Origin of the sequence: Actinocrispum wychmicini (assembly GCF_004345645.1) — a bacterium.
Classification (GTDB): domain Bacteria; phylum Actinomycetota; class Actinomycetes; order Mycobacteriales; family Pseudonocardiaceae; genus Kibdelosporangium; species Kibdelosporangium wychmicini.
This window is the reverse complement of record NZ_SLWS01000005.1, coordinates 297,279-312,710: the sequence shown is the minus strand read 5'-3', so window position 1 is coordinate 312,710 and position 15,432 is coordinate 297,279. Positions and strand designations below refer to the sequence as shown.

Here is a 15,432-nt window from a genome sequence, read left to right as displayed (position 1 = left end):
CGCACTGGCCACCACCACCTAGTATGCTGGTCCGACCAGTGGACCTTCCCACTCGGTCCGGTGCTGGTCAAGAGGAGTGATCCCATGTTCCAGCCGGTGAGCCCGATCCGGGCGTACGAGCGAGTGGTCGACCAGATCGAGCAGGCCGTGTTCACCGGCCGGTTGCGTCCCGGCGCCCGACTGCCCAGCGAACGGGACCTGATGACCCAGTTCGGGGTCAGCCGCTCGACGATCCGGGAAGCGCTGCGCGTGCTGCAGAGCAACGGCATGATCCAGTCCCGGGCGGGCGACCCGCGCGGTCCGGAGATCCTGGCCGCGTCCCCGGAGAACCTGCACAAGTCCATGAGGCGCCTGGCCCGTACCTCGATGTCACTTGGCGAGCTGCTGCAGTTCCGGATGCTCCTCGAAGGCTCCGCCTACCTGCTGGCCGCCCGGTTGCGGTCGGCCGACGAACTGGCCGAGATGGACGTGGCCCTGGCCGCGATGGCAGCCGCCGTGGACGAGGGCTACTCGGCGTTCAGCGACGCGGACGTGGCGTTCCACGAGGCGGTGGCCCGTGCCACCCAGAACACGCTCATCGTGGTGTGCAGCGACGTCGTCCGCGAAGTGGTGGTGGACCTGATCGCCGACCGGATCGCGCACGCGGCGGACCAGCGGGCGTTGATGTTGAGCTATCTGCGCCACCACACCGAGGTGCTGCAGGCGATTCGGGACGGTGACGGGGAGTTGGCGTCCCAGCTGGCCCGGCGGGCGCTGCACGACTCGTACGCGCCGTACCTGCCCGAGACCGAGCGGGAGATGCTGTCGCCGTTGTTGGGCTAGAGCCAGCCCTTCGACTCCGCGATGTCAAGGGCTTCCGCACGGGTGCGGGCGCCCAGTTTCTGGATGGCCGCGGACAGGTGGTTCCGTACGGTCCCAGGCGAAAGGTGCATGCCACGGGCCATTTCCGCGATCGTGCCGTGGCCACGGGAGGCGGCCAGGATCTCGGTCTCCCGCGGCGTCAGCGGGCTCGCGCCCTCGCTCAACGCGGCCAGCGCCAGTGACGGGTCGACGACCCGCTCGCCCGCCGCGACCCGGCGGATCACCACGGCGAGTTCCGTGACCGGCGCGTCCTTCAGCAGAAACCCGGCGACACCGGCGTCGACCGCCGAGCGCAGGTAGCCGGGCCGGCCGAACGTGGTCAGGATGACCACTTTGGTCGCCGGGACGCGGGTCCTGAGCCGGCGGGCGGCCTCCAGGCCGTCCATCCCGGGCATCTCGATGTCCAGCAGGGCCACGTCCGGCTGGAACGCCTCGGCCGCGGGCACCACCTCGTCCCCCCGGCCGAGCTGGACCACCACCTCCAGGTCCGGTTCCAGGGACAGCAGGGTGGCCATGGCGCCGCGGAACATGGTCTGGTCCTCGGCCAGCAACAGCTTGATCATGCCGGGACCTGGACGTGCACGACGAACCCGCCGTTCGGGCCGGCACCCGACGACATCGAGCCACCCAGCGCCTGGACCCGCTCGGCCAGGCCGACCAGGCCGTTGCCCCGGCTGTCCGGCTCGTCCGGGCCGGCGCCGTCGTCGGCGATCCGCAACTCCGCCGAACTGTCCACGATGGACAACTGGATCCGGCAGTTGGCGGCACGGCTGTGGCGCAGCACGTTCGTCACTCCTTCACGGACGGTCCACGCCAGCGCGCCATCCACCGGCATGGGGAGGTTCCAGCTTTCCGGCGCCTGGACCCGGCAGTCGATGCCAGCTGACGCAGCCGCGCGACGGGCCGACGCGAGCTCACCGGCCAAAGTGGGCTGGCGGTAGTTGGTGACGGCCTGTCGGACCTCGGACAACGCCCGCCGGACCACCGTGTCGATGTCGGCCAGCTCATTCTCGGCCCGTTCCGGATCGGCTGCCACCAGGCGCCGGGCCAGCTCCGTCTTCACCGCGATGACCGACAGGCTGTGCCCGACAAGATCGTGCAGGTCGCGGGCGATTCTGTCACGTTCCTCGGCCACCGCCAGCCTGGCCCGCTCCCGCCTGCTGTCCTGCAGTTCGGAGAATATGTCGATCTGGTCGCGCGCCTGCGAGGTGAAGAACCCGACGACCACACTGGTCAACGCGACCCAGACGACCACCGCGGCATCGGAGTGTTGCACCCAGGCGATCAAGCCGATCACCGCGCCGATCGCGGCCAGCCTGACCACCACCCACCGGCCGCCGATCCAGCCGGTGGCCGCACCGGCCCACGCCGCGTTGAACGACCACTCTGAGCCCGCGACCGCCGGCAACGCGACGGACAGCAGTACCAGCGCGATGTACGACGGCCAGAACGGCAGCCGACGCAACCACGGTATGGGCAGCTCGAAGGTGGTCCGCATGCCCAGCACCGCGGTGACCAGCGCGGCGAGCAACACCGGCACGGCCTGCCATACGGGTGGACGATTGGTGAGGTAGATCGCCGTGGAGGCACCCATACCCACGTACATCAGCACGAACCGGGACCACAGGCGCCGGTTCCACATCATCTGGAGCCGGTCGTCGGTGAGATCATCATCCACGGTCACACCGGTCATTGTTACGCCCTGCGCCACCTCAGTAGCACAGCGGCACCACCCAGCAGTGCCCATCCGCCCAGGTTGACGACGTACCCGCCGCCAATCGGAGTACCGTGCACGATCTGAATGCCGGCAGCCATTAGGTCATAGGACGGAACCACATTCCCCCACGACACGATCTGCTGGCCCCCGGTGATGACGCCACCGACCAGCATCAACGCGATGAACAGCAGCATCAACGCGACAGTCGCGGTCTTGCCCTTGAACAACATGCCGCCGAACACACCGATCAGGGCGAACGGCAGGCAGCCCACCAGGATCAGCACCCCGAGCCCGGCCCACTGCCCGACGGACAGGCTGACGTGCCCAGTGGACGCGGCCACCACGCACACCACCAACGCGCCGGGGATGGCCATGAGCGTGCCCTGCACGATCTTCCCGCCCAGCCACGCCCGGTCGGCCAGCGGCGTGATCCTCAACTGCCGCAGCCACCCGGTGGCCCGATCCTCCGCGATCGTGCTGCCACCGCCCAGCAACGCCCCGCCGCAGGCGGCGTAGACCGCCATCGCGACCATCGCGCCCGGCCCGCCGGTCCGCCCCCACATCAGGTAGAGCAGCACCGGCACGACGACCAGGAACGCCAGGTACCGGACGTTGCGCAAGGTCCGGATGACTTCGAAACGGATGAACGCGGTCACCGGTCCTCCTCAGCGGTCAGCGCGAACAAGGCGTCCTCCAGCCGGGAGTCGCCGCGGATCTCGGCGGGCGTGCCCTCGGCGACGACCCGCCCCCGGTCGACGACGATGACGGAGTCGGCGTACTCATCCGCCTCGTCGAGGTAGTGCGTGGCGAACAGAACCGTGTTCCCGTCGGCCTTCACCGACTGCCAGAACTGCCGTCGGGCCCGGAAGTCCATGGCGACCGTGGGCTCGTCCAGGAACAGCAACTCGGGCCGGCCGGCCATGGCGACCGCGAACCGCACCCGCTGGGCCTGCCCACCGGACAACGCGTCCACCTTGCGCCGGGCCACGTCCTGCAGCCCACCGATGGTGAGCAACTCCTTGAGACTCCGGCGTTTTCCGTACAGCCGGCGCGCGAGATCCAGCACGTCCCGAACAGTGGCGTCGGCCGGCAGCCCGCCAGTCTGCAACATGGCCCCGACCCGTCCCCTGGTGACGGCGGCGACCGCCGTTCCCCCCAGAACGGTCACAGTTCCGCTGCGCGGTCGTCGCAGCCCCAGCATGAGGTCCACGATGGTCGACTTGCCAGCACCGTTGGCCCCCAGCAGCGCGACGCACTGTCCACTGGGGACCCGAAAACTGATGTCGGTCAGCGCCCGCACCCTCCCGTAGGAGTAGCTGACCCCCTCGAACGACGTTTCCATGGGAACAACGCTAGGAACTCCTGACCCGAGCGGTAAGTGTCGCGGATCGTGACCTCATCCATGACGACCGTCACCCCCGGCCGATGAACGGCATCTTGGTGGCCATGACCGTCATGAACTGGACGTTGGTGTCCAACGGCAGGCCGGCCATGTACCGCACGGCGTCCGCGACGTGCCGGACGTCGAAGATCGGCTCCGCCGCGATCCTCCCGTCGGCCTGCGGCACACCGTCCGCCATCCGACTGCCCATGTCGGTCGCCGCGTTGCCGATGTCGATCTGTCCACACGCGATGTCGAAAGCCCGGCCGTCCAACGAGATCGACTTGGTCAACCCGGTGATCGCGTGCTTGGACGCCGTGTAGGCCGGACTCGCCGGCCTGGGCGACACCGACGAGATGGACCCGTTGTTGATGATCCGCCCACCCCGCGGATCCTGCGCCCGCATGATGTTGAAAGCCTCCTGCGCGCACAGGAACGAACCCGTCAGATTGATGTCGATCACGGTCCGCCACTGCTCCAGCGACAGGTCCCCCACCGTGCCAGGCAAACTCAGCCCGGCATTGTTGAACAACAGATCCAGCCGACCGAACTCGGCCCGAACCAGTCCGAACAACGCCCTGACCGAACCCACATCCGCCACATCCGTAGGGACAACGACCGAACGCCCCGCACTCATCGCGGCGGTCTCCCGCAACCTGTCCTCCCGCCGCCCAGCCAACACAACCCGGTATCCGGCATCCAGCAGATCGACCGCCACCGCCCGACCGATACCCGACCCCGCCCCAGTGATCACAGCAACCTGGTTCATGGCCCGAGTCTGACACCGGCCCACCCCACCAGGCGATTCCACCCACACCGCCCCCACTCAGCGCCCCGCTCCGCCACGAAGATCGGCCAGTCGACGGACCAGACGGGCTCTCAACGAGGCCGGGCTGGTGTCGCGCTCGCCGATCGGGGCCGCCCGAAGCGGAGCCGGCGCCGGGCCAGCTGATCGCAGCCGCCCGAAGTAGAGCCGCCGTCGGGCCAGCTGATCGCAGCCGTCCGAGGCCGGGCTGGGTGTCGGCCTGGCAGCGGTCTTGCCGACCCACGGCTGGCCGGTCAAGAAGGCGTGCCCGGCGGCGAATCACAGCCGCCCGAGACCAGGCCGGGTGTGCCGGGCTGGCAGGGTCTTGCCGACCCAGGGCCGGCCGGTCAAGAAGGCGCGTCTGGTGGCGGATCGCAGTCGTCCGAGGCCGGGCCGGGTGTCGGGCTGGCAGTGGTCTTGCCGACCCAGGGCTGGCCGGTCAAGAAGGCGTGCCCGGCGGCGAATCACAGCCGCCCGAGACCAGGCCGGGTGTGCCGGGCTGGCAGCGGTCTCGCCGACCCACGGCTGGCCGGTCAAGAAGGCGCGCCCGGTGGCGGATCACAGCCATCCGAGGCCAGGCCGGGTGTCCGACCGGCAGTGGTCTCGCCGACCCACGACTGGCCGGTCAAGAAGGCATGCCCGGCGGCAGATCACAGCCGCCCGAGACCAGGCCGGCCGATCGAGGTCGTCCTGGACCGCCTGTCATGGCCGCCCGGCACAGGCACGCGGGCACGCGGTGTGTCCGGATCTCTCCGGTGTGAGGCCCGTTGGTCAGCCGTTCGAGGTTGGCGGTGGCGTCGTCGCCCGGCCGCCATTCGGCGGTGAGAATGAGCGGTGAGGATGAACAGTGTCCGCCGGTCCGCACCACCCAAGCACCACCCAAGCACCACCAAGCATCGCCTCGAAAGGTGCCCGGTTCTCGCCGAGCTCGACGCGTTGCAGGACCGCACCGCCTTCGGCAACACGGACAACCGAGTTCCCGCCGGCGGAAACCCAGACCGCGCCCTCGGCTTGGGCGCCTCACCACCCCGGAAGTCGAAGTCCGCGCCATTGTGTGGTGGGTCTCGGCCGGACCGGGCTGGCGAAGTCCGTGCACGACGCCGGGTGGGCGCAGTTCACAGCGATGCTGGCGCACAAGGCCGTCCGGTACGGGCGCACCTTCGGCCGGATCGACCGATGGTTCCCGCCACCCGCCGGTGTTCGGCGTGTGGTGCGGTCGGGGACAAGCTCCCGCTGCACCTCCGGTCGTGGACCTGCCCCTGCGGCGCGGTCCACGACCGGGACCACAACGCGGCACCCGACATCCTGGCGGCCGGACGGGCCGACAGATCAATGCCTGTGGAGCCGGTGTCGGACGGGAGCCCGGTCCCGCAGTCGGCCCCAGCGGAAGCATGACCTTAGCCACGCAGGCCGGAATGCCGACCCGTTGACGGTGGGCAGGACGTCAAAGGGTGTGCAGGTTGATGGCTTCGGCCATTGCGTGGTAGCCGGGGGCGTTCGGGTGGAGGTGGTCTCCGCTGTCGTAGGTGGGGTTCATCGCGTTCGCGTCGGTTGGGGCGGCCATCGCTCGGTCGAAGTCGATGACCGCGTCGTATTCGCCGGAGGTTCTGATCCAGTTGTTCAGGTCCGTGCGCACCTGGTCGCCCGCGGGGGTGTAGTAGACCGCTCCCTTGTAGGGCAACAGGGTTGCGCCGACTATGCGGACGCCGGCTGTGTGTGCCTGGCGGATCAGCTCGCGGTGGCCGGCGATCAGTTCGGCCGCGGCGACTCGTGGGTTCGGCTTGAAGCAGTCGAAATCGTTGAACTCGCTGGCTCCGATGTCGTTGATGCCCTCAAGGACGATCACCGTCCGCAGGTGGGGCTGGGCCAGGGCGTCCGGGCGGAACCGGGTGGTCGCCTTGTCCCCCAGGCACTGTGAGTCGTTCAGCACCCGGTTGCCGCCGATCCCCGCGTTCAGCACACCGAGCCGCCCGTGTAACCGCTCGGCCAGCTCGTCCGGGTATCGCGCGTTCTGGTCCACGCCCGCGAAGGCGCCGTCGGTGATCGAGTCGCCGAACGTGACGACCACGTCCCGCCGCGGCGAGAAGTCCGCCACGTCGACACCGGCGAGCGCGTACCAGGACGTCGACGTCTCGGTGAACGCCGTGCCAGCGGCGTCCGAGCGGTGGTCGCCCGGGGCACGGAAGCTCGTCGCCTCCGCGTCCGCGTGGTACGTGACCGCGCCGGTCTGCGTGGCGAAGTAGATCGTCACCGTCAGGCTTTCCAAGGGCCGCACCGGTAATGGCGCCGCGTCACTCGAGATCTCGTGCCCCACGGGGATGACGACCGAACGCGAGTGGCCGAAAGTCAACGGCCGCACGGAAGTCGCTGCCGCGCCCGTCCCGGCGCGGCCGACTGTCGCGCCCGTCACCGCGAGCGGTGCGGACCCGTAGACGTTGGTGAGATGGACGCGGACGGACGGCCCGCCCTGGCTGATCCGGACGACCTGACGCACGGTCTGGTCGGCGAATCCGGCCACCGACCAGTTCGGGCTGAACCCGGCGCCGGGCCGTTGCGGCGACGCCGTCCAGGTACCTTCCCAGCCCCCAGACGGACTCGCCGACGCCGGGGCGCCCACGAGTCCCATCGCGGTGACCGTGCCGACAAAGGTGGCCACCAGCTTGAGAAGCAGCTTCTTTCGCATACCCCGATCCAAGCACGGGGGTCTGACATTTTCGGGAGTTACCCTTTGACCTCGTGAAACAGAAGGTCTCGATGCTGACCCTCGGCGGCACGATCGCCATGACGCCGGGCACCGAGTCGGGTGCCGTCGTCCCCAAGCTGGCCGCCGCCGACCTCTTGCGGGCCATCCCCGAGCTGGCCGAGGTGAACGTGGACCTCACCACGCACGACTTCCGGCGGCTGCCCAGCCCGGACATCGGGTTCGGGGTGATGGCCGAGCTGGCGACCGTGATCGAACGGGAGATCGCGGCCGGCGCCGACGGGATCGTGGTGACCCAGGGCACCGACACGATCGAGGAGACCAGCTACTTCCTGGACCGCACGATTGGCGGCGACACCCCGATCGTGATGACCGGCGCGATGCGGCACCCCACCCAGGCCAGCCCGGACGGTCCGGCGAACCTGCTCAGCGCGATCCGGGTGGCGGCCGACCCGAACGCCCGGGGTCTCGGCTGTGTGGTGGTGATGTCCGACGAGATCCACGCGGCGCGCTACGTCCGCAAGTCGCACAGCACGAGCACGAACGCGTTCACGTCGCCGAACGCGGCCCCGATCGGGCACATCGTGGAGAACGAGTTCGTCCTGCTCAGCCGCCCCCGCCCGTGCCCGCCGCTGCCGCGCGGCACCCGGACGACGTCCATCGGGATGGTGCACGCCGCCCTCGGCGACGACGGCAGCTGGTTGCGGCCGTTCGCGGAGCACACCGACGGTCTGGTGATCGCCGGGTTCGGCGGTGGGCACGTGCCGAGCAGGCTGGTGCCGTTGCTGCACGAGCTGGCCGACGCCAAACCGGTCGTCCTGGCGTCCCGTACCGGTTCCGGGCCGGTCCTCCGCCGAACATATGGATATCCGGGTTCCGAACAGGACCTGCTGTCCCGCGGGCTGATCAACGCCGGATTCCTGGATCCGTTCAAGGCACGGGTGCTTCTGCACGTTCTGGTGGCGGCCGGCGCGGGTCGCGAAGAGATCACGAGAGCATTTCAGGACTCCGGTGAGATCCAAGTGAGCTGAACCGATACTGTGTCCATTGCCGACCCCCTACAGGGGCCGCCCACCCCCACCGACAAATGCCCGTCATACATTTCCGTCGGACCGGGAAAACGTTTGCCGGCCAACCGGACGGCCGCCGGCCGGGCGAGAAGTCCGGTAGGTACCGATTCGGGTGCGCCCTCTGGCCGTTGCTCCACTTGGCAGGCAATATGTTGGTCCTGGTTACCGGGTAGTAGCAGGTCGGAGGAGTGAGGTATGCGCGAGATCGCGGTCGCCCCCTTGGTGGAGCCCTATGGCGGTGGACTGGCCGACCTCATCTACACCAACGCGGCCGAGGCGCCGAACACCGTGGTGTTCAACCGCAAGAAGGGCGCGACCTGGGAAGACGTGACCGCGAAGGAGTTCGCCGACGAGGTCGTACGCCTCGCCAGGGGCCTGGTCGGCTCCGGCATCGGCGCCGGTGACCGGGTCGCGATCCTGGCCGCGACACGGTACGAGTGGACCCTGTTCGACTTCGCGATCTGGGCGGTCGGCGCGGTGCCCGTGCCCATCTACGCCACGTCGTCGAACGAGCAGGTGCAGTGGATCCTGTCGGATTCCGGCAGTGTCGCGGTGATCGTGGAGGACGACGCGCTCGGCGCCAAGGTGGACGCGGTCCGGGCCGAACTGCCCGCGCTCAAGCAGGTGTGGAACATCGAGAAGGGCGCGGTCGAGGAGGTCGTCGCGGCTGGCGCGGACGAGAAGGCCGAGACCGTGGACGAACGGCGGAAGGCGGTCAAGGCCGCGGACGTCGCCACGATCATCTACACGTCCGGCACCACCGGCCGGCCCAAGGGCTGTGTGCTGACCCACGCGAACTTCTGGGCCGAGGGCGCGAACGTGGTCGAGATGCTTGACCTGGTGTTCAAGGGCACCGACCTGGCGGAGAAGTCCACCCTGCTGTTCCTGCCGCTGGCGCACGTGTTCGGCCGGATGGTGGAGGTCGGCGCGGTGATGGCGCGGGCGCGGCTCGGGCACACCGCCGACGTCAAGAAGGTCACCGATGACCTGGCCACGTTCCGGCCGACGTTCATCCTGTCCGTGCCGTACGTGCTGGAGAAGGTCTACAACGGCGCCCGGCAGCGGGCCCACGCGCAGGGCAAGGGCAAGATCTTCGACGCGGCGGCGGCCACCGCGATCCAGTTCAGCGAGGCCGAGGGCCGGGCCGGGCTGGTGTTGCGGCTCAAGCACGCGGTGTTCGACCGGCTCGTGTACTCGAAGCTGCGCGCGGCGCTCGGTGGCCGGGCGAAGTACGCCATTTCGGGTGGGGCCGCGCTCGGTCTGCGGCTGACACATTTCTTCCGCGGCGTCGGCCTGACCGTGCTCGAGGGGTACGGCCTGACCGAGACGACCGCCGCGTCCACGGTGAACGCGCCGGGCAAGTTCAAGGCGGGCACGGTCGGGCACCCGCTGCCAGGCGTGACCGTGCGGATCGCGGACGACGGCGAGGTGCAGGTCAAGGGCGGCCAGGTGTTCACCGGGTACTGGCAGAACGACGAGGCCACCCGGGCGGTGCTGGACGCCGACGGCTGGTTCGCCACGGGTGACCTGGGCGAGCTGGACGACGAGGGGTTCCTCCGGATCACCGGCCGCAAGAAGGAGATCCTGGTCACCAGCGGCGGCAAGAACGTGGCGCCCGCGGTGATCGAGGACCGGATCGCGGCGCATCCGCTGGTCGGCCAGGCCATGGTGGTCGGCGACGGGCGCAGTTACATCGCCGCGCTGATCACGATCGAGCCGGACTACTTCACGTTCTGGAAGTCCGCGAACGGCAAGCCGGCGGACGCCTCGGTGGCCGATCTGGTGGAGGATCCGCAGCTCAACGCCGAGATCCAGGTCGCGGTGGACGATGGGAACAAGGCGGTGTCCAAGGCCGAGTCGGTGCGTAGGTTCCGGATCCTGACGACCGAGTTCACCCCGGAGACCGGGCACCTGACGCCGTCGCTGAAGCTGAAGCGGTCGGTGATCATGAAGGACTTCGCCTCGGATGTGGCCGCTCTCTACTCATGACCGATCACCTCAGGTCACCGATCACAATTCGTGACGAACCATGCGCATGACAAAACATGTCCGGCCAGGCACAACACCCTCCAATTGATAACGATCCAGCCGGCTGAAACGACAATCATTGACGAAACCGGTGTTACTGCACACGGCGTATTCGGCAACGCCATTCGAGGCAGTACATTCGAGATGACTTCGTGATTGGCCGGAAAAATGCCGGCGGGAGACAGGAGGTTGACGCCATGGGCCGGCACGGCATGGTCGAGGAGCGTGGCTGGCGCAAACTGGTGCTCGCCCTGGCCATCGTCCTGGTCGGCGGCGGGGTCGCCGGAGTCGCGTGGTTCACCGTGGACCGGTTGCGTGCACCGGAGGCGACGTGCGCCAACCCGGTCACCCTGAACGTGGTGGCCGCGCCGGACATCGCCGGTGTGGTGGACCGGGTGGCCCGCACGCAGAACCCGGACGACCCGAACGTGTGCTACCGCGTCCAGACGGTCATCCGGGACTCCTCGGCCGAGGCGGACAGCCTGGCCCAGAACAGTCCGGCCGCCAATCCGGCGGTGTGGATCCCGGACTCGACCGTGTGGCTGCGCCGGGCCAGGGAGAAGGGCGCCGGACAGGTGCCGGACAGCGGGTCGTCGGTGGCCAGCTCGCCGGTGGTGATGGCGCTGGCCGAGCCGCAGGCCCGCAAGCGTGGCTGGCCGGACAAGCAGCTGACCTGGTCGGACGTGATCGGTCCGGGTGGCGCGGACCTGACTGTGGGCATGGTCGACCCGTCCGTGGACGCCGTGGGCGTGTCCGCGCTGATCGCGGTCCGCGGCGTCACCGCGTTGACCGCCGACCCGGCCGCGAACAACGTCGCCGCGCTGCGCAGGATGTCCCCGAACGCGGCTTCGGGCGCGTCCGAGCTGTTCGACAGGGCGGGCGGTCCGAACGGCCCGGCCCTCACCGCGTTCCCCACCTCCGAGCACGCGTTGCTGGACAACAACACCAAGCGCAAGAACGAGCAGTTGGTCGCGGTCTACCCGGATCCGGCGGCGCCGTCGCTGGACTTCCCGTACGCCGTGCTGCCGTCGCCGGACGACGTGGGTCTCGCGGCTGCCAAGTTCCGCAGCGCGTTGCTGTCCCAGGACACACAGGAACCGTTGGCGGCCAACGGCTTGCGCTTCCCGGACGGCCGCGTCCCGGGCACTCCGCCCGCGGACAACCGGACGATCGTGCGGCTGCTGCGGCCCGTTCCGCCGCCGCGCACGGCCGAGCTGGACCAGGTGCTCAACACGTGGGCCGGGATCACCCGGTCGTCGCGGATCCAGGCCGTGCTGGACGTGTCCGGCTCGATGAACAGCACGATCCCCGGATCCGGCAAGACCCGGATGGCGGTCACGCTCGAGGCGTCCGAGCAGGGCATCAAGCTGATGAACCCGCACACCAAGCTGGGGATCTGGGTGTTCTCCACCAACCTGGACGGCGACAACGACTACCGGGAGGTCCTGCCGGTCGCCCCGCTCGACGAGGCGATCCCGAACGGCGCGCTGGACAAGCTGCGGGCGATCAAGGTGCAGCCGAACGGCGAGACCGGGCTGTACGACACGACGCTGGCGGCGTACCAGTCGGCCAGGCAGAACTGGGAGCCCGGCCGGATCAACCTGGTGCTGATCCTGACCGACGGCCAGAACGCGGACAAGAAGTCGATCACCCGGGACGACCTGGTCGGCCAGCTGGCCAAGCTGCAGGACCCGAACCGGCCGCTGCCGATCGTGTTCATCGGCATCGGCCCCGAGGTCGACAAGGACGAGCTGGGCGCGATCGTGAAGCCCACCGGCGGCCAGGTGTTCGCGACCGCCGACCCGAACAAGATCAACGAGATCTTCTTCCAGGCGTTGAGCCGGGTCATCTCCGGCAAGTCGTGAGATATGCCCGCGATGCCCACTCGCGGAGAAGAGTTACAAACCGAGGCGGCCGGTCCAGATCCCGTCCGGTGCCCGGCGAATCCGATAACAGACCGTGTTCGGGTGCACGGACAAGGGCACGTTTGTCTCACTCGGCGGAACTGACCTGCTTCTGGGCGGCCAGGAAGGCGAAGAGTCCGGTGACCGCGCTGACCACGGCCGCGACCAGGCCGACGTACAGCCCGACGCCGCTGTGGAACGAGGCGTAGTCCGGGCTCTGGCCGGTGAGCTTCGTGGCGTCCGGCACGGTGATCCACCGCAGCAGGATCATCGCGATCGCCACCACGGCGAGCGTCAGCCACAGCGGCGCCAGGATCCGCAGTGCCCTGGCGAACCGCTGGCTGACGATCACGGCCGCGACAACGACCAGCAGAACGGTCGGGAACCAGCCGAGGAACCCGGCGCCCCACGCGGTCAGCCAGCTCCGCAGCCCGAGTGTCTTCTGCTGGTCGGCGAGTGTGCCGGACAACGTGAACCAGGGCAGGAAGCTGGCGACCACCGCGACAGCGCCCGCACTCACTCCGATCCACTCCGGCAGGGTGGTCTGGTGCGGTGTGGACGGCGGCGTGTCGGTCACGCGGTCAAGTATGGCGGCCGGCGCAGGGGTCCCGCGCGGCGACGTGCTCTTTCCCGCGGAGCCGCCAGACAACACAGCCGACGTGCTCTCCCCGCGGAGCCGGCAGACAACACAGCCGATGCAGCGCAGCGGACCCCCAGCCCGCTGCGCCTTCGGACGCGGCTTCCAGTCCACTGCGGACTGATCACCGGCGGCCGCCCCCGGGCGTCCCGCACCGACCCTAGGAAAGTCGACCGGCCCTCCGGTAGGTCCAAATCCGGCAAGTTCGGCTGGGCCAATCCGGGTAGGCTCGCCCGGTGGATTTCCACGTCAGCCTGCTCGGCCGCGAGGACCTGACCGGCCAGATATACCAGCAGGTCAAGGCCGCGATCCTGGACGGCAGGCTGCGTGCCGGCGACGCCCTGCCGCCCAGCCGGGAGCTGGCCAGGCGCCTCGAAGTGGCACGGAACACGGTCAGCACCGCCTACGACCGGCTGATCGCCGAGGGTTTCGTCGCGGCCAGGACCGGCTCGGGCACGTTCGTCCGGGCCAGCGGTTTCGACCGGCCGCCGGAGCCGGCCGACGCGCCTGGCCCGCGGCCGAGAGACGTGTGGACGGACATCACCGCGCCGCCGCCGGACACCTCCACCCCGGAGTTCGACTTCCGGGTGGGCATCCCGGACGGGCGACTGTTCCCGTTCGCGACCTGGCGGCGGCTGCTGGCCCGGCAGTTCACACTCGGCCGGATCGGTTCGCTCGGGCATGACGGCGCCGCCTCCTATCCCCCATTGGCCGCCGCCCTGGCCCGGCACATCGGGGTCTCCCGGGCGGTGCGGGCCACCGCGGACGACGTCCTGGTGACCAACGGCGCCCAGCAGGCCATCGACCTGATCGGCCGGGTTCTGGTCGGGCCGGGAACCGTTGTCGCCGTGGAGGATCCGGGCTACTCCGGCCCACGGCACCTGTTCGCGTCGCTCGGCGCCGAGGTGGTCGGGGTGCCTGTGGACAACGAGGGACTCATCGTCGACGCCCTGCCCCACTCGGCCCGGCTGGTGTACGTGACACCGTCCCACCAGTTCCCGTTGGGGATGCCGATGTCGTTGGCCCGCCGCACGGCACTGCTGGACTGGGCCGAGCAGACCGGCGCGGTGGTGATCGAGGACGACTACGACAGCGAGTTCCGGTTCTGGGGCCGGCCGATCGAACCGTTGCAGAACCTGGACCGCACCGGCCGGGTGGTCTACGTCGGCTCACTGTCCAAAGTGCTCATGCCGACGCTGCGGCTGGGCTTCCTGATCGCACCGCCGAGCCTGCGTCCGGCGTTGCGCGCGGCGAAGTACGTCAGTGACTGGAACTCGTCGAGGCCGTTGCAGGCGGCGCTGGCCGAGTTCATCGACGAGGGGCAGTTGGCCCGGCACATCCGCCGAACCCGCGGCGAGTACCAGGCCCGGCACGAACGGATCGTGTCGGTGCTCCGGACGTCCTTCGGGGACGTGCTCGAACCGGTACCGGCCGCGGCGGGCCTGCACATGTCCGCGTACCTGCTCGACGACCGTGACGACGTGGCGATCCGCAGCCGTGCTCGCGAGATCGGCGTGAACGTGGCCGCGCTGACCCCGTTCCGGCGTTTCGGGCCCGGCCGGACAGGGCTGGTGATCGGCTACGGCGCGATCCAGGCCACCCGGATCGAGGAGGGCCTGCGCAGGTTGAGGGCCTGTATCTGACGGCGCCGCCGGCATGGCTACGATTCGCCGGTGATCCGACGCCCCGTGGCCATTGGCGCAGCCGCGTTTCTGCTGCTGGCCGGCTGCTCGAGCACGCCGCCGGCACCGGCCGCCCCCGGCTGGACCGACCCGTCCATGCCGGACCCGACCGCGGTGGAACAGGTGAAGGCCGAGCCACTGACCCCGGAGCGCCTGCAGACCCTGTGGTGGAGCTGGGCCAGCTCGGCCGCGCCCGGCCAAAGCCCGGTCGACGACACCGACGGCCAGTTCTGCGCGGACAGCCAGCCCTTCGGCGTCTGGCTGGTCGCCGGCACCCACGGCGGCGAAGCCGACCGCCGCTGCCAGGTACCGTCCACCCTGCCGATCGCCGGCCCGGCGGTCAACGTGACCACCCCGGACGCGGCCGGCTGCCAGAACTTCATGGCCAACGCCAAGGGCGAAGCCCTCCTCGACGACAAACCGCAGCAACTGCGGAAGATCGAGCCGATGAAGATCACCTACGACTCGAGCAAAGGCCAGCAGCAGGCCTTCAGCTGCGGCCTCTGGATGACCCTGGACCCTCTCTCGCCGGGCGAGCACACCCTGACCCTGCGCGGCACCAGCGGCGCGCTGACCACGGAAGCGAACTACGACCTGACCGTGGTCACCCTCCCGAAGACGAACTGAGCGTCCACAAAGGACCTCC

General features: G+C 69.4%; 14 protein-coding genes. 7 read left to right on the top strand and 7 right to left on the bottom strand.

All coding sequences use genetic code 11. From position 1 onward, the window contains the following. The first annotated feature begins 84 nt into the window (after positions 1–84). A complete protein-coding gene (locus EV192_RS23455) occupies positions 85–822 on the top strand; it encodes a FadR/GntR family transcriptional regulator (protein WP_132118840.1) in 738 nt (245 codons plus the stop codon). Here EV192_RS23455 and EV192_RS23450 read toward each other — a convergent pair. The 5 genes from EV192_RS23450 to EV192_RS23430 all read right to left on the bottom strand — a co-directional run bounded on the left by EV192_RS23450 (position 819) and on the right by EV192_RS23430 (position 4,728). Next, complete coding sequence (locus EV192_RS23450; protein ID WP_132118838.1) at positions 819–1,424, bottom strand: response regulator transcription factor; 606 nt, start codon at positions 1,422–1,424, stop codon at positions 819–821. The two genes, EV192_RS23455 and EV192_RS23450, sit on opposite strands and share 4 nt — an antisense overlap. Further along, the gene (locus tag EV192_RS23445; RefSeq protein ID WP_165960559.1) at positions 1,421–2,545 is read right to left on the bottom strand and encodes a sensor histidine kinase; all 1,125 of its coding nucleotides are present in this window, start codon (positions 2,543–2,545) and stop codon (positions 1,421–1,423) included. The genes EV192_RS23450 and EV192_RS23445 overlap by 4 nt, the downstream gene beginning before the upstream one ends. 11 nt (positions 2,546–2,556) lie before the next feature. Continuing rightward, positions 2,557–3,234: an ABC transporter permease gene (locus tag EV192_RS23440; protein ID WP_132118834.1), complete on the bottom strand. Its 678-nt coding sequence runs from the start codon at positions 3,232–3,234 to the stop codon at positions 2,557–2,559. After that, on the bottom strand, positions 3,231–3,920 hold the full coding sequence (locus EV192_RS23435; protein WP_132118832.1) for an ABC transporter ATP-binding protein: 690 nt from the start codon (positions 3,918–3,920) through the stop codon (positions 3,231–3,233). Before EV192_RS23435 ends, EV192_RS23440 begins: the two co-directional genes overlap by 4 nt. A 70-nt stretch (positions 3,921–3,990) precedes the next feature. Then, on the bottom strand, positions 3,991–4,728 hold the full coding sequence (locus EV192_RS23430; protein ID WP_132118830.1) for an SDR family oxidoreductase: 738 nt from the start codon (positions 4,726–4,728) through the stop codon (positions 3,991–3,993). Between the two features lie 876 nt (positions 4,729–5,604). Here EV192_RS23430 and EV192_RS57435 point away from each other — a divergent pair. Beyond that, positions 5,605–6,159, top strand: coding sequence for a zinc ribbon domain-containing protein (locus EV192_RS57435; RefSeq protein WP_424923374.1), 555 nt, complete (start codon positions 5,605–5,607; stop codon positions 6,157–6,159). Positions 6,160–6,208: 49 nt separating this feature from the next. Here EV192_RS57435 and EV192_RS23420 read toward each other — a convergent pair whose 3' ends face one another. Then, a complete protein-coding gene (locus tag EV192_RS23420; protein WP_132118828.1) occupies positions 6,209–7,447 on the bottom strand; it encodes an SGNH/GDSL hydrolase family protein in 1,239 nt (412 codons plus the stop codon). A 53-nt stretch (positions 7,448–7,500) separates the two neighbouring features. Here EV192_RS23420 and EV192_RS23415 point away from each other — a divergent pair, with 53 nt between their 5' ends. The 3 genes from EV192_RS23415 (at position 7,501) to EV192_RS23405 (ending at position 12,428) form a co-directional block, all read left to right on the top strand. After that, positions 7,501–8,496 (top strand): asparaginase, encoded by a 996-nt coding sequence (locus tag EV192_RS23415; RefSeq protein WP_243727018.1) that lies wholly within the window; start codon positions 7,501–7,503, stop codon positions 8,494–8,496. Between the two features lie 234 nt (positions 8,497–8,730). Next, positions 8,731–10,524 (top strand): AMP-dependent synthetase/ligase, encoded by a 1,794-nt coding sequence (locus EV192_RS23410; protein ID WP_132118826.1) that lies wholly within the window; start codon positions 8,731–8,733, stop codon positions 10,522–10,524. Between the two features lie 236 nt (positions 10,525–10,760). Beyond that, positions 10,761–12,428, top strand: coding sequence for a substrate-binding and VWA domain-containing protein (locus EV192_RS23405; protein WP_132118824.1), 1,668 nt, complete (start codon positions 10,761–10,763; stop codon positions 12,426–12,428). 127 nt (positions 12,429–12,555) lie between these two features. Here EV192_RS23405 and EV192_RS23400 read toward each other — a convergent pair whose 3' ends face one another. After that, complete coding sequence (locus EV192_RS23400; protein WP_132118822.1) at positions 12,556–13,044, bottom strand: hypothetical protein; 489 nt, start codon at positions 13,042–13,044, stop codon at positions 12,556–12,558. Positions 13,045–13,340: 296 nt separating this feature from the next. On the opposite strand from EV192_RS23400, the gene pdxR reads away from it, so the two are divergent. Both pdxR and EV192_RS23390 read left to right on the top strand, forming a co-directional pair. After that, positions 13,341–14,747: a MocR-like pyridoxine biosynthesis transcription factor PdxR gene (gene pdxR / locus EV192_RS23395; RefSeq protein ID WP_132118820.1), complete on the top strand. Its 1,407-nt coding sequence runs from the start codon at positions 13,341–13,343 to the stop codon at positions 14,745–14,747. 30 nt (positions 14,748–14,777) lie between these two features. Next, positions 14,778–15,413, top strand: coding sequence for a signal protein (locus EV192_RS23390; RefSeq protein ID WP_132118818.1), 636 nt, complete (start codon positions 14,778–14,780; stop codon positions 15,411–15,413). The last annotated feature ends 19 nt before the right edge of the window (positions 15,414–15,432 follow it).

Coding starts and splice junctions, on each gene's coding strand:
- EV192_RS23455 (WP_132118840.1), top strand. CDS start 85: ATGTTCCAGCCGGTGAGCCCGATCCGGGCGTACGAGCGAGTGGTCGAC.
- EV192_RS23450 (WP_132118838.1), bottom strand. CDS start 1,424: ATGATCAAGCTGTTGCTGGCCGAGGACCAGACCATGTTCCGCGGCGCC.
- EV192_RS23435 (WP_132118832.1), bottom strand. CDS start 3,920: ATGGAAACGTCGTTCGAGGGGGTCAGCTACTCCTACGGGAGGGTGCGG.
- EV192_RS23430 (WP_132118830.1), bottom strand. CDS start 4,728: ATGAACCAGGTTGCTGTGATCACTGGGGCGGGGTCGGGTATCGGTCGG.
- EV192_RS57435 (WP_424923374.1), top strand. CDS start 5,605: ATGAACAGTGTCCGCCGGTCCGCACCACCCAAGCACCACCCAAGCACC.
- EV192_RS23420 (WP_132118828.1), bottom strand. CDS start 7,447: ATGCGAAAGAAGCTGCTTCTCAAGCTGGTGGCCACCTTTGTCGGCACG.
- EV192_RS23410 (WP_132118826.1), top strand. CDS start 8,731: ATGCGCGAGATCGCGGTCGCCCCCTTGGTGGAGCCCTATGGCGGTGGA.
- EV192_RS23405 (WP_132118824.1), top strand. CDS start 10,761: ATGGGCCGGCACGGCATGGTCGAGGAGCGTGGCTGGCGCAAACTGGTG.